The following is a 21,384-nucleotide window of genomic DNA, read 5'->3' as shown; positions in this document are numbered from 1 at the left end:
CGTGGCGCATGATCTGGCGGTGGTGCGGCAGGTCTCGGACCGGGTCGCGGTGATGCGCAAGGGTGAGATCGTGGAGATGGGGGACAGCGACAGTGTGTACGAGGATCCGCAGAGTGAGTACACGCGTCAGTTGTTGACCGCGGCGCCGGTGTTGGACGCCGACGAAGCACGACGCCTACGCGCCGAACGCGTCCGCCTCCGAGGGAACGGCGGCTGACCGGGCGGTCGCGCCGGGACCGGACCCGGGGACGGCGACCGGCCCCGGGTCCGTCGGCGTCAGAACACCCGCCTGCGCCCGGCCAGCGAGTCGATCCACTGGTGCAGGTAGCCCGCCCAGTCGCGGCTGGTGCCCTCCTGGTGGGTCACGGCCACGTGGTGGTAGGTGTCGCTGCCCTCGGAGAAGAGCAGGCCGCCCTTCTTGTCCAGCTCCAGAACGACGTCCATTCCGTGCTGGTCGGCGACGAACGACAGTTCGAGCTCGTTGAGCCCCTCGTACTGCCTGGCCGCGTAGTACTCGATCTCCTGGTAGAAGGGCAGCGTCTGCCGCGTCCGCAGGATCCGGCCCTGCTCGAGGTCGGCCTTCTTGAACTGGAAGCCCAGGGTGGCCAGCGCGTCCAGGAAGGCCGCCTGCGACGGCAGCGGTTCGATCGCCACCGGGTCCAGGTCACCCGGGTCCACGGCCCCGGCCAGGCTCAGACGCGTGTTGACGCCCACGTTCATCGGGTACAGGCGCTGGCCGCGGACGCTGGTGATCGGGGCTTCGAAGGGGACGGGGAGCTCGAACGGCACCCGGAAGTTCTGCCCGGGGGCGATCACCGCCTGACCACCCACCCGCACGCGCTGGAACTCCACGTTGCGCGAGTACTCGTGGTCACCGGACTCGACCTCCACCCGGGACTCCAGGCCGACGGTGAGTTCGTCGATCCGCTGCTCGACGTCGCCCGCCTGGATGTGCACGGTTCCCCGGATGACGCCGCCGGGCTGGACGGTCGGCGTGTCCAGCGTCGTCTCCACCGAGGCTCCACCGACACCGATGCCAGCGAGAATGCGCTTGAAAACCATTGATGTGCTCTCCAACTCCCTCAACCGTGGGGCGACGGTCCCAGGAGCGTGGTTCGACGGCGTTGCACCCCTGGGTAGAGAGACGATCCGGTGCGCCGCGTGGTTCCACGGTCTTTCGGCTCTCACCCGTCCGCGGCGGTGAGCCCCCGCAGCAGCGCCCGCAGACCGAAGCCGAACCTGGCCTCGCACTCCGCCCCGTCGGGGGCGTCCTCGTCGTCGCGGTGGCGCACCTCGTGGATGACCGCGCCGACGCAGTACGAGTACAGGGCGTCGGCCGCGCGTTCCACGTCGTCCCCGGACAGGCCCGCCTCGGCGAAGGCGCCGTGCACCAGGGCGCGCGTGGCGGCGTCGGCCTCGGTGCGCGGGGCGCGGTGCACCAACAGCGACAGCGCGCCCGAGTACTCCAGCAGCCGGGCGCGGTAGACGTGGGCCCAGTCGGTCAGCCGGGCGTCCCAGGGGCCCGGGTCCGCGCTCTCGGCGCCGTCCGGGCCGTCGCCCTCCGGAGCCGGTTCCCCCTCCTCGTCCGTCCCCGCGCCGAGCGCCGTACCGGTGGGGGAGGGGGAGGTCACGTAGGCGGCGATGGCGTTGAACAGCTGTTCCTTACCGAGGGGGAAGTGGTGGTAGACGGCCATCGCCTCGACCTCCAGGGCGTCGCCCAGACGGCGCATGGACAGGCCGCCCAAGCCGCGTCCGCTGATGATGTGCAGCGCCTCCAGGATGATGCGCTCCCGGCTCAGCCCGGCGTAGTTCCTGCTCACGGTGGTCCTTTCGGGGATGTGTACCGACAGCGTGGCGGTACGGCGCGCCGGTGGTCGTCTTCGACGCGCGGAACCGGTCGCCAGATGATCCACGTCACACTAGAGTGGCCCTGACCGACCGGACGCGGGTACGGAGCGTAAGTGATGACACTGACCGAGCAGACCAGGACGCAGGCACGCGAGAGCCTCGCACGCGACCGGGAGGAGGCCGCGCGGCTGCCCGAACTCCTGAAGGCGGTCGCCGAGGCCGAGGCGGCCCTGGCGGAGGCACGGGAGCGGAACGCCTCGGCGACGGAGCTGCGCCACCTCGGGCTGGTCCTGGACGGGGCGCTGACCGAGGCCATGCGCGCCGCCTACGCCCGCGAGCGGGTGCTGGTCGGCGCCCGCGGCTACCGCGACCGGATCTACCGCCGCAAGCGCCTGGCCCGCCCCGAGGTCCGGGAGGCCACACGCGTCGCCGAGCGCCTGCTCACCGCCCGGGAGGAGCACCGGCTGCACGGCATCCAGCGGATCCCCCGCCCGGTCGCCTGACCGCCGTCTCCACAGAGGGGCGGCGAACCGCTCTGCGTCCCGCCGATCGCCGCCGACCGTATCCGGGCTGACCGTCTCGCCGCCCCCGAGCCCTTCGCGCGTGCTGTCCGCGCCGTCCACTCCTCGCCCCGCCCACGGAGGCGCGGAGGCGGCGGTCGGCTGTGCCGCGCGGCCATCACCCGATCGGTCCGGCCGGGGCCCGCGGGTGCGCGGGGACCGCGATCGGGAACCTCGACTTCACCGACGCCCGCCGGGTCGGCCGGGGGACCCTGGGCCGGGGCCGTCGGAGTACGTCCGTGCACCGCCCCGTCGCGGGGACGCCCACCGCCCGGCTCCGCGAACGCCCGCGAGGCATGGCCTCCCACACCGGATACCGGGCACGTCTTTTCGGGACGGCGAGACCGGGGTACGCCTACGTGGTCGGCCCGTGCTGTCTGGTGATCTCCAGGACCGTTCGGGAGATCACCAGACCAGAAGTCCGGATTCATATGGTTTGGCCGACGCTGGTCGATCACCGTGGGAACGGTACGTTTGATGTGGCTGGTCGAACACGGTCCCTCGCGCACGCGGGGATGGGAGCCTGGTGGGGAGCGCAGAAGGAGATGGCGGAGTTCATCCGCATTGATCCGACATCCAAGGTACCGCCCTACGAACAGATACGGACGATCGTCGCGATCGCGGCGGCCAACGGCGAACTGCCCGTGGGGTACCGGTTGCCCACGGTCAGGGCGTTGGCCGGGCAGCTGTCCGTGGCGGTGAACACGGTGGCGCGCGCCTACCGGGAGCTCGAACAGGCCGGTGTGGTCGAGACACGGGGCCGGTCGGGGACCTTCGTGGCCGCCTCGGGCGACGACCAGCGCGCGGAGGCCCTGGCGGCCGCCCGCGCCTACGCCGAGGTGATCTCGCGGGTGGGGCTCGACCACGAGGAGGCGATCGAGATCCTGCGCGCCGCCCTGGAGGGCTGACCGCCCCACCCGGCGCGCTGACCCGGGGCGTCCCCGCCTCGGCCGGGACGGCGGGCGCCGGTCCGGGTCAGCCCCGCATGCCCCGCACGACGACGATGTAGAAGATGATCAGCCCCGCCCACAGGAACGCCACCGCCTCGCCCGCGACCAGGGTGGCGGTCATGGCTGTCAGCGGGACGCTCAGCCCCAGGGTCACCAGCGCCAGCACGAGGCGGGCGGTGTTGCCGGACATCCCGCGCCGGGGGTGGTGCGCCCCGTCCAGCCGTTCGGCGACGTGGTGGCGCACCCGTTCGTCGATGGTGTCGTCGATCCGTTCCACCAGGGACGCGGCGAGCGCCTCGTCGTATTCGGGGCCGAGTTCGCGGCTGGCGCGCAGGGCGGCGGAGATCTCGTCCTGCCGTCGGGAGGGGGTGTCCGTCATGGCGTCCATCGTCGCACTCCCGGGGCCCGGCCAGTACGGTCGACCGGTGAAGTCAGGGAGATCTCCGGGTTCTCCCTGAGCCGCCGCGGCCCCCGGCACGCGTCGGGGCCGCTCCCGGTGCGGGAGCGGCCCCGAGGGCGCCACCCGGTGGCGCCGTGGTCGCTAGCTGGCGAAGTCCAGCAGCTGCTGGGCGCGGCTGGGGTGGCGCAGCTTGGACAGCGACTGCTTCTCCAGCTGGCGGATGCGCTCGCGGGTCAGTCCCAGGTGCTTGCCGATCTCGTCCAGCGTGCGGGGACGGCCGTCCATGAGGCCGAACCGCAGGGACATGATCGTCGCCTCACGCGGTTCCAGGTCCGACAGCGCGTTGCGCAGCTGGTCGGCCATGAGCTGGCGGTCGACCACCTCGGAGGCCTCCGAGGCGTCCACGTCCTCGATCAGGTCGCCGATCCGGGTCTCGCCGTCCTCGCCGATGGTCGAGTCCAGGCTGATCGGCTGGCGGGTGACCCGGAGCAGCTCCTCGATCTGGGCCGGGGTCTTGTCCAGCTCCAGCGCCAGCTCCTCCGGGGTGGGCTCGCGGCCCAGCGCCTGGTGCATGTCACGCTCCAGACGGCTGACCTTGCTCAGCAGCTCCAGGACGTGCACGGGCAGGCGGATCGTGCGGGCGGAGTCGGCGAAACCGCGCTGGATCGCCTGGCGGATCCACCACATGGCGTAGGTGGAGAACTTGAAGCCCTTGGTGTAGTCGAACTTCTCCACGGCCCGGATCAGGCCGAGGTTGCCCTCCTGGACCACGTCCAGCAGTGACATCCCCCGGTCGCTGTACTTCTTGGCGACCGAGACCACCAGGCGCAGGTTGGCCTCCAGCATGTGGGACTTGGCCTGGCGGCCGTCCTCGGCCACCCACTCCAGTTCCTCCTGCTCGGCCTCGGTCATCTCCACCGAGTCGTCCACCTCGCCGTGCAGGCCGAGGCGGTACTCGGCGTAGAGCCCCGCCTCCACCCGCTTGGCCAGGTCGACCTCCTGTTCGGCCGTGAGCAGCTGGCGTCGGCCGATGGCCTTGAGGTAGGTGTGGACCGAGTCGCCCATGGCGGGTGACTGGTCGTCGAGATCGGCCTCACCGGTCTCCGGATCGGTGGTGGCCTGGGTGGTCTCGGTCTTCTTGGCGCGTCGCGTGGACCGGGACTTCCTCCGGGTGGAGGGGCCCTTGCGGGACGCGACCTTGCCGGATGCGGCCTTGGGTGCCTCGTCGGTGTCGGGCACCGTCGCGATGAGAGTGTCTTCCAGCACGTCGTCCTCGGCGTCAGGATCGGCCACCGGCGCGGAGTCGTCGCCCCCGTTGGCGAGACGGACTCCGTTCTCGGTGAGTTCACGCAGGATGGAGCGGCCGTCGGGAGCGGTGACTCCGGCCGCGGAGAAAGCGGTACGCAGTTCGGAGAGGGACAGGTATCCCTGCGAGCGTCCGCGGGTGAGCAGGTCGGACAGCGCCGCGTGGGCGGTGGCCTCCTGGTTCGGAGCGGTGCCTGCCGGGGCTTCGGTGAAGGCGACCGAAGGGGCAGAGGCAGTGCTCGTCATCTGGGCACCTCCCTCCCTTCCGTGACGGGTGGCACGTGGCGGAGGGTTCCCGCCGACTGGACGCGCCAATATGTCCAACGTGTCGACGAGTCAAATGTTCCCTGTCTCGATTGGATATCGGACGGAGTGGTATGGATCACTGTGCGATCAGTGGCCATGTACGGCCGAGAGCGGGTAAGAGGGCTCGCTTCCGGTGCAGTGCGACAGGGACCCCACGAGTCGGGCCCGGGGGAGGGCGCAGGGCCGGGAACGAGTGGACCGATGGCTCTCGCCAACTGCGGACCTCCTTGGGAAAGAGGGGCCGTGGGACCGGATACACAGGTAGACGTCAGGGGACTTCCGGAAGTTCCCCGACCTTTCCGGACACCGCGCACGGGGTGCGGGCGGGTCCGTCGGCGGCGGATCGTCCGTGTACCCAGGTCACCTGGTGCGGGTGTCGGCGGCGTCGACCGTCGTACCCGCTGAGGTCAGCGTCCCATGTGTTCGGAGTGCACCGGTAACGCCGGTTCGGCGTCGGGGGTGGAGCGGGGGCGCTCCCCGGAGCCGCGGTCCGTCCCGGACGCGGCCGTCGGGTCCGGGGTCCGGACGGGCGGCAGGTCGTCGCACCGGGTGGAGAAACCCGGTGGAGGACCTGCCGCGCTTTCCCCGTCACCGGAGGAGGCGGGAGCCCGCCCGCGGGGTGCTCGGACCGCCTTCACGGCGTCGCGGACCACGCCGGGGCCAGCCTGCGGTGGAGGGCGGACGCGGGGTCCGCACGAGGCGGCCGGGGAGCCGGTCGTGGCGCGGACAGGTCACCAAGCGCCACCCGCCCGTCGGCCGTCCGTACGACGAGTTGCCGGACAGGGGCCGGGACGCGGTCTCCAACCGGACCAGTCGTCCCCGCCCTCGGTGACCTCGCCCTTTCCCGGCCGCGGCGTCGACGGCGTCCGCACCGCCGCCCTCCGGTCACGGGCGGTCGCGGTCGCGCCAGGCGGCCTCCCACTGCCGGGCCAGCGCCGGGTAGACGACGAGGTGGCGGAACGGGGCGATGGCGGCCATGTAGAGCCGTCCGAACAGGCCGTTGGGCTTGACGAGGACCGCCATGCGCAGCTCGTACTCGCCCCGGTCGGTCGGTACCCACCCCAGGTGCATGACCATGTGGGAGGTCGTGTTGGCCAGTTCGCGGGCGCACTCGTCGTCGAGCTCGTAGACCGGTGTGAGCGGGGCGACGTCGGACTCCGGGCCGCGCGGGGCCCGGCGAAGGTCGCCCGGAAGCCGGTCGCGCAGCGAACCGACGCGGACCCCGACCCCGCTCGTCGGCCGGTCCCACCCGAACAGGGCTCCGAGCTTCCAGCGCAGGGCGAACAGGAACCGGACCGGCGCGGACTGACGCCGGGGTCCGCCCGCCTTCCGCAGCGCGGCGAGCATGGCGGGGAAGTCGTCCGGTCCGGCTCCGGGGGCGCGGAACGCCCACACGTCCTCCAGCCGGAAGTCGGGGGTGAGTTCGTGGATCCGCCACGGTCGGGCGGTGTGGGCGGTGTCGGGGAGTCTCATGGCTGCTGCCGCCTTTCCTGCCTTGCGGGGAGGGAGGGGGCCTGGTGCGATCCGGATCCGTGTCGGTCGCCCCCACCGCGTATACGCTTGCGTATAAAATGAGACTAGACCTTGTATACGGTTGCGTATATAAGCTGGAAAAGTGAGGTGGGACACATCGTGGGTACTGTCCGCACGCCGCGTGAGAGGTGGATCGAGGAGGGGCTGCGGGCACTGGCCGACGGCGGTCCGGACGCCGTCCGCGTCGAGGCGCTGGCGAAGCGGATCGGAGTCACCAAGGGCGGTTTCTACGGGCACTTCGCCGACCGCGACGCGCTCCTGGAGGCGATGCTCGACGCCTGGGAGCACGAGAGCGTCGACGAGGTGCTCGACCGGGTCGAGCGCGAGGGCGGCGACCCCAGGGACAAGGCCCGGCTCGCGGGCATGCTCACCTTCTCCGACGACCGCCTGCTCCCCATCGATCTGGCGATCCGTGACTGGTCCCGGCGCGACGAGGCGGTCGCCGAACGGCTGCGTCGGGTGGACAACCAGCGGATGGCGCTGCTGCGCGAGACGATCGGCACCTTCTGCCCCGACCCCGACGAGGTCGAGGCCCGCGGTCTGCTCGCCTTCTGCCTGGCGATCGGCGCGCACTTCCTCGCCGCCGACCACGGCGACCGGACCCGGCTCCAGGTCCTGTCCCGCGCCGGAGACCTGGTCCTCGACCGCACCCGTGACGCCCCCGACGGGGGGACGGGGGGCTGACCCGGCCGACGCCCTCGGCCGTACCCCTCAGGCGCCCGACGCGGGCGTGCGCAGGGCGACCAGGTCGGGCTTGCCCGAGGCCAGCAGCGGCAGCGCGTCGCGGACCTCCAACTCGCGCGGCGCGGCGTAGGCGGGCAGGCGTTCGCGCACCCACGACCGCAGCTCCGCCAGCGTCGGCGGGTCGGCCGGGTCGGCGGGGACCACGACCGCGCACACGCGCTGACCCCACTCCGGGTCCGGCCTGCCCACGACCACCGACTCGGCCACCGCCGGGTGGGCCAGGAGCAGGTCGTTGACCTGGGCGGGTACCACCTTGTGCCCGCCGGTGTTGACCACCTCGTCCGCCCGGCCCAGCACCCGCAGACGGCCGCCCTCGTCGACCCGCCCCAGGTCGTTGGTGCGCAGCCACCGGCGGCCGTCCGCGTCGGTGACCAGCACCCCCGGATCGGGTGCCGCCCCCGGGGCGAGCCGGTAACCCGTCAGCAGCATCGGACCCGACAGCAGGATCCGGCCCGGCGCGCCCGGCCCGTCGCCCTCCACCCGCACCCGGGCGCCGTCCAGCGCGCGCCCGTCGTAGACGCAGCCACCGCAGGTCTCGGTCATGCCGTAGGTGGTGACCACCCGGCCACCGGCGTCGCGGGCCGCCGCCAGGAGGGCGGGCTCGGCGGCCGCGCCGCCCAGCAGGATCGTGCCGAACACCGACAGGTCCGCCCCGGCCGACAGCAGACGGCGCAGCTGGGTCGGGACCAGGGACACGTGCGGGTTCAGACGCGCGGCCAGATCGGCGACGGTGGCGACCTCGAACGGCGCGTGCACCGCCTCGGTCCCGGTGGCCAGGGCCCGCAGGATCACCTGGAGGCCGGAGACGTGTCCGGCGGGCAGCACGCACAGCCACGTGTCGCCGGGCGAGGCGCCGATGCGCTCGACCGACGCCCGGGACGAGGCGCGCAGCGCGGAGCCGGACAGCTCCACGCCCTTGGGCGGGCCGGTCGACCCGGAGGTGGTGATGACCAGGGCCGTGTCGGGGGCGACCGGCGCCCCGCCGTCGAGGCCGGTGACGCCGTCCGGGGTCAGCAACGACGAGGGCCGCATCGCGGCGACGAGCTCGGCCGCGCGGGCGTCGGGGGTCCCGTCGGGGATGGGCAGCAGCGCGGGCCCGTCCCCGTCCAGGGAGCGGGCCACCAGGTCGCCCAGGCGGCCCGGGTCCAGGCCCCGGACGGCGCGCAGCGGGCGGCCGTCCTCGGAGGCCGTCGTCGGTCCGGGGAATGTCTCTGCTGTCTCCTGTACCACGCGGGACAGACTACGCCTGGGTAACCTGTCGGGGGTCCACCAGGGCGGCGTGCCGGGGGCGTGCTCGCCTCGCCCGGCTCGCCTGGCACAATGCGTAGGGTCGACGCGTGGACGCGGCCGTCCCGTGTCCGCGCCGTCCCCGTGTCCCCGTGAGGAGAAGCAGAAGCCGTGAGCAGCGTGATCGACTGGCAGCGGTCGGGCGAGTATTCCGACATCATCTACGAGACCGCGGAGGGTATCGCCAAGATCACGATCAACCGACCAGAGGTCCACAACGCCTTCCGCCCCCAGACCCTGTTCGAGCTCCAGGACGCGTTCAACGTCGCCCGGGACGACTCCGAGGTCGGTGTGATCATCTTCACCGGCGCCGGTGACCAGGCGTTCTGCTCCGGCGGTGACCAGAAGATCCGGGGCGAGGACGGCTACATGGGCGACGACGCCGTGGCCAAGCAGGGCATCGGCCGCCTCAACGTGCTCGACCTGCAGGTGCAGATCCGCCGCCTGCCCAAGCCGGTGATCTGCATGGTCGCCGGGTGGTCGATCGGCGGCGGCAACGTCCTCCAGGTCTGCTGCGACCTCACCATCGCCGCCGACAACGCCAAGTTCGGGCAGACCGGACCCAAGGTCGGCTCCTTCGACGGCGGGTACGGCTCCTGGCTGCTGGCCCAGACCGTCGGTCTGAAGAAGGCCCGCGAGATCTGGTACCTGTGCCGCCAGTACAGCGCGCAGGAGGCGCTGGACATGGGCATGGTCAACACCGTCGTGCCGCTGGCGGACCTGGAGAAGGAGACCGTCCGGTGGGCGCGTGAGATGCTCACCAAGTCGCCGCTGGCCCTGCGCATGGTCAAGGGCGCGATCAACGCCGTCAGCGACGGCGCCGCGGGCATGCAGCAGTTCGCCGGGGACGCCACGATGCTCTACTACATGAGCGAGGAGGCCCAGGAGGGCCGGGACGCGTTCAAGGAGAAGCGCCGTCCGAACTTCGACAAGTTCCCGCGCCGCCCGTGACCGCCGCCCCCGACCCCGGCCCCGAGGACGGGCCCGCCGGGGGGCGCGCGTTCGCGATCGGACTGCGCAACCGGTTCCGCGGCATCACCGTGCGCGAGGGCATGCTCGTGCGCGGACCGGCCGGATGGGGTGAGTTCTCCCCCTTCGCCGAGTACGGGCCGCGTGAGTCGTCGCGCTGGTGGGCGGCCTGCCACGAGGCCGCCCACCGGGGCTGGCCCGCCCCGGTCCGCGACCGGGTGCCGGTCAACGTGACCGTGCCCGCCGTGGACCCCGAGCGGGCCGCCGCGATCGTCCGGGCCGGAGGCTGCGCCACCGCCAAGGTGAAGGTGGCCGAGCGGGGCCAGGACCCGGGTGAGGACCTGGCCCGCGTCGAGGCCGTGCGTGAGGCGATCGGCCCCTCGGGACGGGTGCGCGTGGACGCCAACGGCGCCTGGGACGTCGACACCGCCGTGCGGATGGTCCGTGAACTGGACCGGTTCGGTCTGGAGTACGCGGAACAGCCCTGCGCGACCCTGGACGAGCTCGCCCGGGTACGGCGGCGCGTGGACGTGCCCGTCGCCGCCGACGAGTCGATCCGCCGCGCCGAGGACCCGTTGCGCGTCCGGGCCGCCGAGGCCGCCGACATCGTGGTGCTCAAGGTGCAGCCGCTGGGCGGGGTGCGCGCGTCCCTGCGCGTCGCCGAGGCGTGCGGGCTGCCGGTGGTGGTCTCCAGCGCGGTGGAGACGTCGGTGGGCCTGGCCGCGGGGGTGGCGCTGGCGGCCGCGCTGCCGGAACTGCCCCACGCGTGCGGGCTGGCGACCATGCAGATGCTGACCGCCGACGTCACCGCCGACCCCCTGCTGCCCGAGGACGGGTACCTGCCGGTGCGCGGGGTGTCGGTGGACGAGGACCGGCTGCGTGCGGTGGAGACCGACCCGTCGGCCTGGCGCGCCCGCGCCGCGGCGGCCCGGGAGGCCGCAGGCTGACCGGTTCCCTGAACCGCCGCGCGCCCTCGGTCCGGGGCGCAGCACCCGTGCGCGACCGCCGGGGCACGGGCACGCCAGGGGTCGGGGCGCAGATCACAGCCGCGAGCAGCCGCCGCACCCCGGTGAACGCGGTTCACTGGAAAGACCGGGTCCCATCCGGGTCCCGGGGGGCCGGACACACCCGGTTTCGGGAACGCGCGAAGATGGAGACGGCGGTGACCAGCGCGCACCGGTGCCGCCGGGGCACCGGTGCCCGCCGTGGAAGGGCGCCGGTCCGTGGCGCGGCGAACCCGTGACCAGAACGAGCGAGAGCGACCGAGTGCACGCCAGGACGCGGGGCGGGAGGTGACCGAGGTGATGACGTCCGGTCGCGCTCCCCGGCCCCCGACCCCCGGTCGTTCCGACGACGCCGCGGCCCACGGCAGCGACCAGGGCATCCACGACCGGTACCCCCGCACCCGCGAGCGGGACGAGGTCAACCGTGACACCACCCGCAAGGAGGCAGGGGCGTTCCTCCCGGTCCGCGAAGGCCCGGGACCTGGCCCCGAGAACCCGATGAATCCGTCTACCGCCCTGGCCCGGGTCCTCGTCGACGAACTGGCCCGTTGCGGCCTGGAGGAGGCCGTGGTCGCGCCGGGGTCGCGCTCGACGCCACTCGCGCTCGCCCTGGTCGCCCACCCCGACATCCGCGTCCACGTGCGCGTCGACGAACGCTCGGCGTCCTTCCTGGCGCTCGGTCTGGCGCGCGCGTCGCGGCGTCCGGCGGCGGTGGTGTGCACCTCGGGTACCGCGGCCGCCAACTTCCACCCGGCGGTCATGGAGGCCGACGAGAGCGGGGTGCCGCTGCTCGTGCTGACCGCCGACCGGCCGCCCGAGCTGCGCGGGACCGGCGCCAACCAGACGGTCGACCAGATCGGTCTGTACGGCGGCGCCGTGCGCATGTTCACCGAGGTCGGCACGGCGGACCCGGCTCCCGGCATGGTTCCGTACTGGCGGTCGCTGGTCTGCCGGGCCTGGGGCGCCTCCGTCGACCGCCGTCCCGGACCCGTCCACCTCAACGTGGCCTTCCGCGACCCGCTGACCCCCGACGGCCCGTCCGCGGTCCCGTGGACCGAACCGCTGGACGGCAGGGAGGAGGCCCGGCCCTGGATCAGCCGTCCCGGACCCCCGTCCGAGCCCGCGCCGTACGTGCTGCCCGACGTCGAGCGGGGTGTGATCGTGTGCGGCGACGGCGACTACGACCCGGTGCCGTTCCTGGCGCTGTCCGAGCTGACCGGGTGGCCGCTGCTGGCCGAACCCACCTCCAACGCGCGCCGGACCGGGGCGCTGTCCACCTACCGCCAACTCCTGGCCGCGCCGCGCTTCGCCGCCGCGCACCCCCCGGAGCTGGTGGTCAGCGTGGGGCGGCCCAACCTCTCCCGGCAGATCCAGTCCTACCTGCGGCGGGCCGAGCGGCACGTGGTGGTGACCGCCTCCGCCGTCGGCGACCCCGCCGCCGGTCTGGCCAACGCCTTCTCCGACCCCGCGCGCACCGCCACCGACGTCGTGGCCGCCGTCGCGCCGCCCGCGGAAACGTCGTGGGAGGAGCCGCGGCGCACCGACTGGTCGCGGTCCTGGTGGCGGGCCGAGGAGGCCGCCCGCGCCGCCCTGGACCGGCTGCTGGACTCCGAGGAGCTGATCAGCGAGCCGCGGCTGGCACGCGACCTGGCCTCGCAGCTGACCGCGGGATCCCTGCTGTTCGCCGGGTCCAGCATGCCCATCCGCGACCTGGACGCCACGATGCGGGCGCGGTGCGGGGTGCGGCTGGTGGGCAACCGCGGGGTGAGCGGGATCGACGGGACGGTGTCCACCGCCGTTGGGGCGGCGCTGGCCCACGAACGGCTGGGCGGGGGGCGCGCCTACGCCCTGCTCGGTGACCTGGCGGTGCTGCACGACCAGAACGGGCTGATCATCGGCCCCGGCGAACCCCGGCCGGACCTGGCGGTCGTCGTCGTCAACAACGACGGCGGCGGGATCTTCTCCGGGCTGGAGCAGGCCGGGCACCCGGACTTCGAGCGGGTCTTCGGCACCCCGCACGGGGTGTCGATGGAACGGGTCGCGGCCGTGGCCGACCTGCCCTACACCCGCCTGGAGTGGGCGGCCGACCTGCCCAAGGCGCTGATGGGTGAGGGGCTGCGGGTGGTCGAGGTGCGCACCGACCGATCCCACAGCGCCACCCTGCGCCGCCGGTTGCAGGCGGCCGTGGACGAGGCGGTCGACCCGCTCGTGTGAGCCCCCGCCGCCCGGCACGCGTTCCAGGGTTGCGTCGGGGGCGATGGGGGAAGAAGACCCTCACGGGACCGGCGGGAGCCCTGATCTCCGGGGGGCGTGCGTGGCGAGGTCGATCACGATGAACTACGTGTTGCACATGACCGAACTGTCCCGTTGGCGCGGCGAGACCGGGGACCTGGCACCGGACAGTCTGCACACCGACGGGTTCGTCCACGCCTCTCCGAACGAGCACGCGATGCTCGCGGTGGCCAACAGCCTGTACCGGTCCTCCAGCGAGCCGTTCTGCGTCCTGGTGGTCGACACCGCGCGCCTGGCCTGTGAGGTGCGGTGGGAGGACCCGTCCGCCCACCTGCCGCTGGACGAGGAGTTCAGCGCCGCGCTCGACGACGGCGTCCTCTTCCCCCACATCTACGGGGCGATCCCGCGCGAGGCGGTCGTGGGCGTGCGCTACCTCAGGCGTGAACCCCCCGGGGTGTTCACCGCCGTCGACCAGCGCGGATCGACGGCCGAGGCGCTGGACCTGTTCCCGCACCCCGAGGGCGGGTGGTTCCGGGCCACGTGGCGCAGCGGGGTGTACGTGCGGCCGCGGGGGTACGAGTCCGAGAGGGAGACGGCCTCGGCGTTGCAGTACCTGCTGTGCCCGGGGGAGCGGTGCCGGTGGCACCGGCTGCGGTCGGCGCAGATGTGGTCGTTCTGCCGGGGCGGGCCGACGCTGATCGAGCTGGGCGGGACCGGGCCGGAACCCGAGACGAGGGAACGGTACACGCTGGGGCCGCACGCGGAGGCGGGGCAGTCGCTCCAGGTGCTGGTGCCCGCCGGGACGTGGCAGACCGCGCGGACGCTCACCGCGGAGGAGACCCTGGCCACCTGCTTCACCTCGCCCGCCTTCGAGTTCGAGGACCTGGAGATCGCCGACCCGGGCGGCAGCCTGCGCTACCCGCGCCTGGAGTTTCGCCTCTGAACCGGCAGGGCCGGGGCGGTCGGCCGTCGGTCGGGCCGCTCAGCTCCCGGACCAGTGCCGGCGGGCCAGCCGGAGGGCCGACGCGCCCACCGCGTAGGCGCCCAGAGCGGTCATGGAGAAGGCGCTCACCCCGGCCTGCCCCACGCCGGTGAGGGCGATCCCGGTGAGCCCGGCCAGCATCGCGGCCATGGCGGACACGATCAGGGCACGCCAGGCCGCGTTGGTGATCGGTGACGAGACCCGCGCGCTGATCCGCCACCCGGCGCTGGAGGGGGCGGTGCGCGCCTCGACGCCGCCGAAGGCGACCACGAGCACCGCCAGCACCAGGGCGACCGCGACCAGCCAGGGCACCCGTTGCAGCAGCCACGCGGCCGAACCCACCGGCCACTGCGTCAGCAGGCCGGTGCCGTACAGGGCGGCGCCGGCGATGACCGCGGCGCTCATGTGCCACAGGAACACGGTCAGCACCACCGCGTTCACCGCCACGACCGCCGTCCAGGGGCCGGGGCGGCGCAGCATCCGCCGTGCGGGGGAGGCGAGCCACAGCACGACGGCGGTCTGGGTCAGGCCGAGGACCAGCAGCGCGAACGTCGGCGGCGAGGTGTTGCCCAGCGCCTGGCCCGGGACGGTCACCATGCTGGTCGGGTAGGGGCCCGGCACGGTCAGCGCCAGCAGCAGCGCGAACCCGCCCAGGGCGGCCGCGGCGGCGGCGAGGGGGCGCGGCTGTGCCCGGCGGTCCCGCCACAGGAAGCCGAGTTGGTGCAGGGCCAGCCAGACCAGCAGGTAGTTGGTGTTGCCGACGAAGGGGACGTCCAGGCCCAGCCGTGCGACGTCCAGGGCCAGGACGACCCCGATGAGGACCGACGGCACCGCCGCCCCCCACCGGCGGTGCAGTCCGTGCATCAGCGGGGCGAGGACGACGACGCCCAGGTAGGCGGCCAGGAACCACAGCGGGATGGCGGCGGCCCACGTCGCCAGACCGACCAGCTCGGGCGGGGTCCCCAGCAGCAGTGCTCCGAGCGCGACCGCCCACACGGCGGCGAGGAAGGCCGTGGTCGGACGGAGCAGGCGGTCCGTGCGCCCCAGCACCCAGCCGAGCGAGTCGCCGCCCTTCTCACGGTGCGATGCCAGGGAGGCCGCGTTGGCGTACCCGCCGACCAGGAAGAACACCGGCATGACCTGGAACAGCCACGTCATCGGGCGGGTCCAGGAGAGGATGCCGAGGGCGTTGCGTCCGGCGATGCCGTCGTCGGTGGTCACCACCACGGCCAGCCAGTGGCCGAGGACCACGAACACGATGGCCAGCGCGCGCAGCAGGTCCACGTAGCGGTCGCGGCGCTCCGGCGTCGAGCGCGCGGTCTCCCGTATCCGCGTGAGGACCGCTGGTGTCCTGGGGCGCCAGGTGCGGGGCATGATCACCGACCCTGATCCGACGTCTTCACCATCTGCGGGTTCACCTATCCGGTGGGTGGCCGCTGACACGGCCCGGTCGGATCCTTGACCGCGCCCATACCCGGGGATGGGCGCGCCGGGAGGCCCGGTCCGTCGAACGGTCGATGCCGTGGCGGGACGCCCGTCAGGCGCCACCGCCGTCACCGCCGTCGGTCGTAGGGTGCCGTCAGGCGGCTTCCAGAACGAAGAACAGGAAGCTCGGGCTGGTGGACAGGGCGCGGAATTCGTCGGGGAACAGTTCGCGGGCGGCCGGGTCGGGCTGCGGCTCGCTGATGGCGGAGATCCGGAAGCCGGCCGCGGCGAAGGCGCTCGTCATCGCGTGCAGCGGCCGGTTCCAGAAGCTCATGGTGACGGCCCGTCCGCCCATGGTCCACTCCTCGGTCCAGTTGTAGGTCGCGAAGTAGTCGGTCTTCTGTCCGGCCGTGCGCTGCATGGTGTGGATGGCGAACGGGTGGTCGACGGACACGATCAGTCGGCCGCCGGTCGCCAGTACGCGCCGGAACTCGCTCAGCGTCGGCGCCCAGTCCTCCAGATAGTGCAGTACCAGGGACGCGATGACGTCGTCGAACGCGTCGTCGGGGAACGGGAGCGGGGCACGCAGGTCCGCCACCCGCAGATCCGCTTCCTCGCCCAGTCGCCGCCGGGCCACCTCCAGCATCCCGGGGCTGAGGTCGATACCGGTCAGGGCGGCGCCCCGGTCGCGCAGTTCGGCGAACAGGGGGCCGGACCCGCAGCCGGCGTCGAGGATCCGGCGGCCGGTGACGTCTCCGGCGAGGGCCAGGATCGCGGGTCGTTCGTAGTGGGCGTTCGCGATGCCGGACTCGTTCTCGGCGTCGTAGCCCTCGGCGAGGCTGTCGTAGTCGTTCACTCGGGTCGGGTGCGCGGGGCCGATGTGATCTTCGGGAAAGGCGGGCATGCTGAGCATCCTGCCCTACCGGGGCGGGGCGGCGCGCGTGTCGGGTGGACGGGTGCAGAAGCGCAGTCGTCCGGGAGGGTGCGGGGTCGCCGGTGGCCGCTTCCGGCCGCTCCCGGCGCGGAGACGTGTGCGATAACGCCTGTTCAGGGTGGATTTTCTGGCTTTTTCTGCTCCGCGACCCCATCTTGCTGTGGTCCACATCACATGATGGTGGAATTCGCTCTCCCCTCCGTCGCGTGCGCGCTCTGAACTGCACGGACCGCGAATCTGGTCATATTCTCGCGCGCCACCCATCGTCAGTCCGCTGTGGATAACCCATGCGAACCCCGAAACGACAGTTTCCGCCCCCTGCTGCCCGACGGGAGTCGATGGATGAAGTTCGAGCTGGTGGATCCCCCCGAGGACGCGGTGCCCGATGTCTTTGAGCCGGAGGCCAAGCGTCCGCTCACCGGCCGCCGCAGCCCTGTCGGCGGCGACGCCGTCCCCCGCATCGGCCCGATCCAGGACGATCTCGGCCGGGTGCGCCTGAACCGGGCCGTCGAACAGGTGCGTGCCGTGGTCGAGGACCTGCGAGCGCGCGCCGCCGCGCAGAGTATGGCCGAACTTCAGGCGAACGACGCGAACATGAGCGGTCCCGTCGAAGAATTCAAGCCTCTACTCTTCCGCGCCCGAAACGAAAAGGAAACACCGGGAACGGACGTGAGAAGCGGCGACCCCGGCGGTTCCGGGAAGGGGGCGCGATGACCCGCTGGAACCTCGACGTCCCCGGTGTGTCGGCGGTTCTGACCAACGTCAGCGCTGAGCTGGGCGTCGACGAGGCAGGCGGCGGCCTCTCCGACTGTGTCGACCGGACGTCGGAGAAGATCGAGAACGCGTTGGAGGCGGCCGGGAGCGGCCCCGTCGAATCGGAGCTGTTGCGCTTCACCGGCGCCTACAACGGCGCGACCGGGGAGATGCTGCTGCGCGGGCTGTCGTGCATGGTGGGCGCCGGAGAGGCGACCCGCGCGTACATGGACGGCAACGAGGAGATGGCCCTGGAGGCGCAGAACAACGCGGGGACCATGGAGAACCTCGACCTCGGCGGCGACGAGCCGGGAGGCCCTCGGTGAGCGGCTTCCAGCTGACCGAGGCCCAGACGGGCGTCGACGGAAACATCTTCCGCCTCATCGATCCCGCGGAGATCCCCACCCCCGGAGGTGACGCTGAGGCCCTCGAACAGGCCGCGGCGGACCTCCGGTCGGGGGGCGAGGAGATCCTGGAGTTCGCCGAGGGAGCGGAGTCGACGTGGTCGGGGCTCGACGCGCACTACGAGGCTCCGGAGTCGGGGGAACTCCTGGCGGCGATGGAGCCGACCGTGGAGAGAGCCGAGGACGTCGAGTCCGACCTGACCACGGTCGCCGACGCGCTCGACGACTTCGCCTCGGCCATCCGTACCGCGAAGAACTCCCTGGACTCGCTGCGGGCCCAGGCCGAGGAACTGCGGGCGGAGGTCGACGCCGACTCCGCCTTCTGGTGGGCGAAGAAGCCCAGCGCCATCACCCGGAACATGGACCTCAAGGACGCGGTCAACCGCGCCTGGCGGACCTACAACGACGCCGAGATCGAGTGCGCCAACACGATCTCCGGCCTGTGCGGCGGCCCGACCTACGTGGCTCCCGACGCGTACACCGGTGGACTGGACGAGATCCCCTACGGGCTGGCCACCGACGCCGGGCAGCAGAACAGGGGCTTCACCGATTTCGCGGGCAGGTACTTCGGGGACTCCTACGCGTGGATGCGCGAGGGTGACGACGCTCCCTGGCCACTGGACTGGGCGATGGGGTTCAGCCTGGGGTCGTTGGAGACCATCGTCGTCGACATCGGATGGGAGACGGGCGTCTCCGTCGTCTCCCTGCTCGGGTTCTGGGGTCCCAACACCGGGTGGACGCTCAACGACCGCGAGGTCAACCAGAACACCACGGACACCCTCGCCGGCTCGGTGCAGGGCATCGCCGGGCTGGTGGGGCTGCACGGTGAGGACGGGTGGCTGATCAACCCGTTCGGCGACGAGCCCTACTGGGGTTATGACCGGAGCACCCAGTGGACCAACCTGGGGGCGGCGTGGGCGGAGGAGCGCGAGGCGTTCTTCGCCTGGTCGGAGTGGGGCGAGAACGACGAGTACGCGGCGGGTGTCACGGTCACCAACCTCGCCACGCTGCCGGTGTCCGGGACACTCCGAGTGGTGCGCCTGGTACTCAGCGGAGGGCGGCGCGGCGGAGCCGACGGGCCCGATGGGGATCGGCAGGACGTCGACACCGACGCCGACGGGTTCGCGTCGCTGGACCCGGACGGCGGTTCCGACGGCCGGTTCGAGTCCGTGGACGAGTTGCTGGAGAACCTGGACGAGGATCCGACCCCGGACGGCCGGGTCGAGGACCTCATGCCCGATCTGGACACGGGTCCGGACGGTGGCGCGGTTCCGACGCCGAACCCCTCCCCGAGCCCGACACCGAACCCGAGCCCCACCCCGAGTCCGGAGCCCCGTCCGTCCGTGGGCGAACCCCGCCAGGACGGCCCCCGGACAGACCCGGAGTCGGAGCAACGACGTGATGGCGAGGCGCCGAACGTGCCGGGGCGCGAATCCGGAAGCCCTGACACACCTGTGACCTCGGAGAAGGGGCCACAGGGTGGCGACACGGACCAGCCTCGCACCGAGGAGACCACGGAGCAGCGGCCCCGGGCTCGTAATGATGACGACACCTATGACGATCAGGTCGATGATGGTCCCGAGCGCCGCGGCGAGAACCAGGGGGAACCCGAACCCGTCCGTCCGCGTGAGGAGCCGTCGGATCAGGATCCCTCTCCCGACAGCGGTGGCGACGACGGTGGCGCTCAGCCTCCCCGGGACCGCACAGGCACCGGAGGCGACGACGGTAACAACGGCGATGACGGTGACGCGGACGGCGACAACGACGGCGACGACCGTGACAACAACTCGTCCGAAGAGACCGGTTCTGGGAACTCGGATTCGGATTCCTCTGATTATCAGAGCCCGGAACCGGGGTCGGAGGCTTACGAGTCCCGCATCGAAGAACTCATGGACGATCCGGCCAAGAAGAACGACAATCCGACCCAACACCAACTGGACAAGGCCAGGAGGGAAGCCGAGGTCGGATTGGCGGCGGAGCGACAAGGGCTGGTGCCTGGTCCCATTCAGCGTGCAGAAATCGATAATTCTGATCCTGCATTCCAGCAAGACCAGGGTGATATCGTTGACGCCAGTGGGCAAGCCTGGGACATCAAGGGCTTCCGGGACACCTTCCCATCCGGGCCGAGAGCGGGCCAGCCGATGCCTCCAGGCATGAGGGGCGGATTTGACATCAATCGGATCGAGAGTGAGATCCGGAATGAACTCAATAATGGCGAGAGCGTACTCCTCGACATTTCGGGTATATCGACACCGGAGAATCTGAGCGCTCTGCGCGAGCTCATAGAGAACAACCCCGAATGGGACGGGAAAGTGGTTATCGTTGAAGAAGGGGAGTGAGTCCGAAATGATGTATGAGGCCGTCACTCTGCCGATCGACCGTGAGGCCGCGTCGGCCATCCAGTCATACATCGACTGGCTGAATAGCCAAGGGGGTCGAGGTGAGGAACTCGGCGCGTCCACGATGGACTTGCGGGGAGCCGACCTTTCGGGAATCCCCATGAGATACCTGCATTTCATTCAAACGGATCTCAGGGACTGTGTATTCAGCGGGTGCGACTTCTCGAAGTCGGAACTCACCGCAGCCGTTCTCAACGGCTCGAAGTTCGTCGAGGCGAATTTCCACAAGGCCGACCTGTCGGAGTGCGAAGCGCGGGAAGCCGATTTCACCAGGGCCTCGTTTGTCGGCGCCAAGTTCTATCGCGCCGAACTTGTCGGTTCATCCTTCAAGGAGGCCCACCTCAACGCAGCATGGATGCACGGTACGGATCTACGTGGATCAGATCTATCAGGCGCCTGGTTCGGCCCGGGTGAACCTTCCGGAACGACCGTCTTCAAGGAGGCCAAAGTCCTTGGATGTAGAGTGGCTGGAGCCGGTGGTTGGGTCAAAGGAACCATCGATATCGGCTCGGAAAAAGAACCCCGTATCATCAGCGGGCCGGAGTTGTCCGAGTGGTTCCAGGACAACGGGGCGCCAGACGTGAAAATCACCGGTGGGGCCTGAATCATCGACGCTCCCGATCAGTAAGCATTCAGGAATGATTACACACGAGGAGTTGCATCACCGTTGGTGGTCGCGTGGGATTGATTCGGAGGATCAACCACATCATCCGCGAGGCGGATCCGGGTTGCCGTCACACTTCTATGAGACTGTGCGTAGGTACCGAGCAATGTCAGGGTGGGAATGAGCGGGCAGGCTGTTCGCCTGTCTGATGTATGTGAAGAATGCGGCAACGTCCGCACGGGTTAGGTGGTGCAATTAGTTAAATACGGGAAGCTTCGGTGGGACGAGGACGGCAACCTGACGGAGGACGAAGGTCTACCGCTGAGGGGTCGGCAGGCCGGTTCGGGTGCCCCGGTGGGCATTGATCGGCCACAGCACTACAGGTGAGCGGAGCGTCGTTGGACGTGGGACAGTCTCACCACGCCCAACGACGATGGGTCACGCCCGACTGGCCGCTGCCAGGTGTCGCAGTTGCGCCTGCACCAGGTTCACCGCACGTGCGGGGGACTCGGCCGTGCCCAGCACCGGGAACCACAGCGCCTCCCCGCCGTCCTCCCCGAGGACCGTGCCCCTGATGGGACCCGCCTGGGCGCGGCGCAACCCGATCCTCCCCACCCGTTCCGGGCCGATCGCCAGACCGACGGGAACCGTCAGACCCGCCCAGCGCGGCTCGTAGGTCAGGTGGGGCTTAACCCCGGATCTTGGACACGGGGGTGATTGACTACGCCGCGATCGCCAGCGTAGA

The 21,384-nt window shown here is 71.5% G+C and carries 21 protein-coding genes and 1 pseudogene; 13 read left to right on the top strand and 9 right to left on the bottom strand.

What is annotated here, in order from left to right; all coding sequences use genetic code 11:
- A pseudogene (locus tag DVR05_RS26065) lies at positions 1-217 on the top strand (ABC transporter ATP-binding protein); the annotation flags it as partial.
- A 59-nt stretch (positions 218-276) separates the two neighbouring features.
- On the opposite strand, the gene DVR05_RS26060 reads toward DVR05_RS26065, so the two are convergent.
- Positions 277-1,062, bottom strand: coding sequence for a sporulation protein (locus DVR05_RS26060; RefSeq protein WP_116248558.1), 786 nt, complete (start codon positions 1,060-1,062; stop codon positions 277-279).
- A gap of 122 nt (positions 1,063-1,184) precedes the next feature.
- Entirely contained in the window at positions 1,185-1,820 is a 636-nt protein-coding gene (locus DVR05_RS26055; protein ID WP_116248557.1) for a TetR/AcrR family transcriptional regulator, read from the bottom strand.
- A gap of 144 nt (positions 1,821-1,964) precedes the next feature.
- On the opposite strand from DVR05_RS26055, the gene DVR05_RS26050 reads away from it, so the two are divergent.
- Complete coding sequence (locus DVR05_RS26050; RefSeq protein WP_116248556.1) at positions 1,965-2,351, top strand: hypothetical protein; 387 nt, start codon at positions 1,965-1,967, stop codon at positions 2,349-2,351.
- 602 nt (positions 2,352-2,953) lie between these two features.
- Positions 2,954-3,316, top strand: a complete 363-nt coding sequence (locus tag DVR05_RS26045) for a GntR family transcriptional regulator (protein ID WP_116248555.1) — start codon at positions 2,954-2,956, stop codon at positions 3,314-3,316.
- A 67-nt stretch (positions 3,317-3,383) separates the two neighbouring features.
- On the opposite strand, the gene DVR05_RS26040 is transcribed toward DVR05_RS26045, so the two are convergent.
- From DVR05_RS26040 to DVR05_RS26030, 3 genes are all read right to left on the bottom strand, one after another.
- Positions 3,384-3,746: a hypothetical protein gene (locus DVR05_RS26040; RefSeq protein ID WP_116248554.1), complete on the bottom strand. Its 363-nt coding sequence runs from the start codon at positions 3,744-3,746 to the stop codon at positions 3,384-3,386.
- A gap of 153 nt (positions 3,747-3,899) precedes the next feature.
- Positions 3,900-5,309: an RNA polymerase sigma factor gene (locus tag DVR05_RS26035; protein WP_116248553.1), complete on the bottom strand. Its 1,410-nt coding sequence runs from the start codon at positions 5,307-5,309 to the stop codon at positions 3,900-3,902.
- A 945-nt stretch (positions 5,310-6,254) separates the two neighbouring features.
- A complete protein-coding gene (locus DVR05_RS26030) occupies positions 6,255-6,842 on the bottom strand; it encodes a DUF2867 domain-containing protein (RefSeq protein WP_116248552.1) in 588 nt (195 codons plus the stop codon).
- A gap of 159 nt (positions 6,843-7,001) precedes the next feature.
- Between DVR05_RS26030 and DVR05_RS26025 the strand changes: the two genes are divergently transcribed.
- Complete coding sequence (locus tag DVR05_RS26025; protein WP_198659367.1) at positions 7,002-7,586, top strand: TetR/AcrR family transcriptional regulator; 585 nt, start codon at positions 7,002-7,004, stop codon at positions 7,584-7,586.
- A gap of 27 nt (positions 7,587-7,613) precedes the next feature.
- Here the strand turns inward: DVR05_RS26025 and DVR05_RS26020 are convergent, their stop codons facing one another.
- Complete coding sequence (locus DVR05_RS26020; RefSeq protein WP_232832346.1) at positions 7,614-8,813, bottom strand: AMP-binding protein; 1,200 nt, start codon at positions 8,811-8,813, stop codon at positions 7,614-7,616.
- Positions 8,814-9,044: 231 nt separating this feature from the next.
- Here DVR05_RS26020 and menB point away from each other — a divergent pair, with 231 nt between their 5' ends.
- From menB to DVR05_RS26000, 4 genes are all read left to right on the top strand, one after another.
- The gene (gene menB / locus DVR05_RS26015; RefSeq protein WP_116248549.1) at positions 9,045-9,884 is read left to right on the top strand and encodes a 1,4-dihydroxy-2-naphthoyl-CoA synthase; all 840 of its coding nucleotides are present in this window, start codon (positions 9,045-9,047) and stop codon (positions 9,882-9,884) included.
- A complete protein-coding gene (locus tag DVR05_RS26010) occupies positions 9,881-10,849 on the top strand; it encodes an o-succinylbenzoate synthase (RefSeq protein ID WP_116248548.1) in 969 nt (322 codons plus the stop codon). Before menB ends, DVR05_RS26010 begins: the two co-directional genes overlap by 4 nt.
- Before the next feature lie 555 nt (positions 10,850-11,404).
- Complete coding sequence (gene menD / locus DVR05_RS26005) at positions 11,405-13,120, top strand: 2-succinyl-5-enolpyruvyl-6-hydroxy-3-cyclohexene-1-carboxylic-acid synthase (protein ID WP_116248561.1); 1,716 nt, start codon at positions 11,405-11,407, stop codon at positions 13,118-13,120.
- Positions 13,121-13,238: 118 nt separating this feature from the next.
- Complete coding sequence (locus DVR05_RS26000) at positions 13,239-14,081, top strand: cupin domain-containing protein (RefSeq protein ID WP_198659366.1); 843 nt, start codon at positions 13,239-13,241, stop codon at positions 14,079-14,081.
- A 39-nt stretch (positions 14,082-14,120) separates the two neighbouring features.
- Here DVR05_RS26000 and DVR05_RS25995 read toward each other — a convergent pair whose 3' ends face one another.
- A complete protein-coding gene (locus tag DVR05_RS25995) occupies positions 14,121-15,494 on the bottom strand; it encodes an acyltransferase (RefSeq protein WP_116248560.1) in 1,374 nt (457 codons plus the stop codon).
- 205 nt (positions 15,495-15,699) lie between these two features.
- On the bottom strand, positions 15,700-16,458 hold the full coding sequence (locus tag DVR05_RS25990) for a class I SAM-dependent methyltransferase (RefSeq protein WP_369974586.1): 759 nt from the start codon (positions 16,456-16,458) through the stop codon (positions 15,700-15,702).
- A 363-nt stretch (positions 16,459-16,821) separates the two neighbouring features.
- Here DVR05_RS25990 and DVR05_RS26860 point away from each other — a divergent pair, with 363 nt between their 5' ends.
- Genes DVR05_RS26860 through DVR05_RS28050 form a run of 5 tightly spaced genes read left to right on the top strand, consistent with a single transcriptional unit; the run spans position 16,822 to position 20,823 of the window.
- Positions 16,822-17,193: a hypothetical protein gene (locus DVR05_RS26860; protein ID WP_157982566.1), complete on the top strand. Its 372-nt coding sequence runs from the start codon at positions 16,822-16,824 to the stop codon at positions 17,191-17,193.
- A complete protein-coding gene (locus DVR05_RS25980; RefSeq protein ID WP_116248544.1) occupies positions 17,190-17,558 on the top strand; it encodes a DUF6507 family protein in 369 nt (122 codons plus the stop codon). The genes DVR05_RS26860 and DVR05_RS25980 overlap by 4 nt, the downstream gene beginning before the upstream one ends.
- Entirely contained in the window at positions 17,555-19,975 is a 2,421-nt protein-coding gene (locus tag DVR05_RS25975) for a hypothetical protein (protein WP_116248543.1), read from the top strand. The genes DVR05_RS25980 and DVR05_RS25975 overlap by 4 nt, the downstream gene beginning before the upstream one ends.
- On the top strand, positions 19,959-20,639 hold the full coding sequence (locus DVR05_RS25970) for a pentapeptide repeat-containing protein (protein ID WP_232832344.1): 681 nt from the start codon (positions 19,959-19,961) through the stop codon (positions 20,637-20,639). The genes DVR05_RS25975 and DVR05_RS25970 overlap by 17 nt, the downstream gene beginning before the upstream one ends.
- Before the next feature lie 34 nt (positions 20,640-20,673).
- Positions 20,674-20,823: a hypothetical protein gene (locus tag DVR05_RS28050; protein WP_116248542.1), complete on the top strand. Its 150-nt coding sequence runs from the start codon at positions 20,674-20,676 to the stop codon at positions 20,821-20,823.
- A 254-nt stretch (positions 20,824-21,077) separates the two neighbouring features.
- Here DVR05_RS28050 and DVR05_RS25960 read toward each other — a convergent pair whose 3' ends face one another.
- Positions 21,078-21,320, bottom strand: coding sequence for a DUF6177 family protein (locus DVR05_RS25960; RefSeq protein WP_304598605.1), 243 nt, complete (start codon positions 21,318-21,320; stop codon positions 21,078-21,080).
- Positions 21,321-21,384: the final 64 nt, after the last annotated feature.

It is taken from the genome of Nocardiopsis sp. FIRDI 009 (assembly GCF_003386285.1).
GTDB lineage: Bacteria > Actinomycetota > Actinomycetes > Streptosporangiales > Streptosporangiaceae > Nocardiopsis.
This window is presented reverse-complemented; position numbering and strand designations above follow the sequence as displayed.

Bases quoted from the DNA above. Each gene is read 5' to 3' on its own strand.
- DVR05_RS26030 (WP_116248552.1), bottom strand. From the start codon at position 6,842: ATGAGACTCCCCGACACCGCCCACACCGCCCGACCGTGGCGGATCCAC.
- DVR05_RS25990 (WP_369974586.1), bottom strand. From the start codon at position 16,458: ATGCTCAGCATGCCCGCCTTTCCCGAAGATCACATCGGCCCCGCGCAC.
- DVR05_RS26040 (WP_116248554.1), bottom strand. From the start codon at position 3,746: ATGGACGCCATGACGGACACCCCCTCCCGACGGCAGGACGAGATCTCC.
- DVR05_RS26000 (WP_198659366.1), top strand. From the start codon at position 13,239: ATGAACTACGTGTTGCACATGACCGAACTGTCCCGTTGGCGCGGCGAG.
- DVR05_RS26050 (WP_116248556.1), top strand. From the start codon at position 1,965: ATGACACTGACCGAGCAGACCAGGACGCAGGCACGCGAGAGCCTCGCA.
- DVR05_RS26035 (WP_116248553.1), bottom strand. From the start codon at position 5,309: ATGACGAGCACTGCCTCTGCCCCTTCGGTCGCCTTCACCGAAGCCCCG.
- DVR05_RS25980 (WP_116248544.1), top strand. From the start codon at position 17,190: ATGACCCGCTGGAACCTCGACGTCCCCGGTGTGTCGGCGGTTCTGACC.
- DVR05_RS26060 (WP_116248558.1), bottom strand. From the start codon at position 1,062: ATGGTTTTCAAGCGCATTCTCGCTGGCATCGGTGTCGGTGGAGCCTCG.
- DVR05_RS28050 (WP_116248542.1), top strand. From the start codon at position 20,674: ATGATTACACACGAGGAGTTGCATCACCGTTGGTGGTCGCGTGGGATT.
- DVR05_RS25995 (WP_116248560.1), bottom strand. From the start codon at position 15,494: ATGCCCCGCACCTGGCGCCCCAGGACACCAGCGGTCCTCACGCGGATA.
- DVR05_RS26860 (WP_157982566.1), top strand. From the start codon at position 16,822: ATGAAGTTCGAGCTGGTGGATCCCCCCGAGGACGCGGTGCCCGATGTC.
- DVR05_RS26045 (WP_116248555.1), top strand. From the start codon at position 2,954: ATGGCGGAGTTCATCCGCATTGATCCGACATCCAAGGTACCGCCCTAC.
- menD (WP_116248561.1), top strand. From the start codon at position 11,405: ATGAATCCGTCTACCGCCCTGGCCCGGGTCCTCGTCGACGAACTGGCC.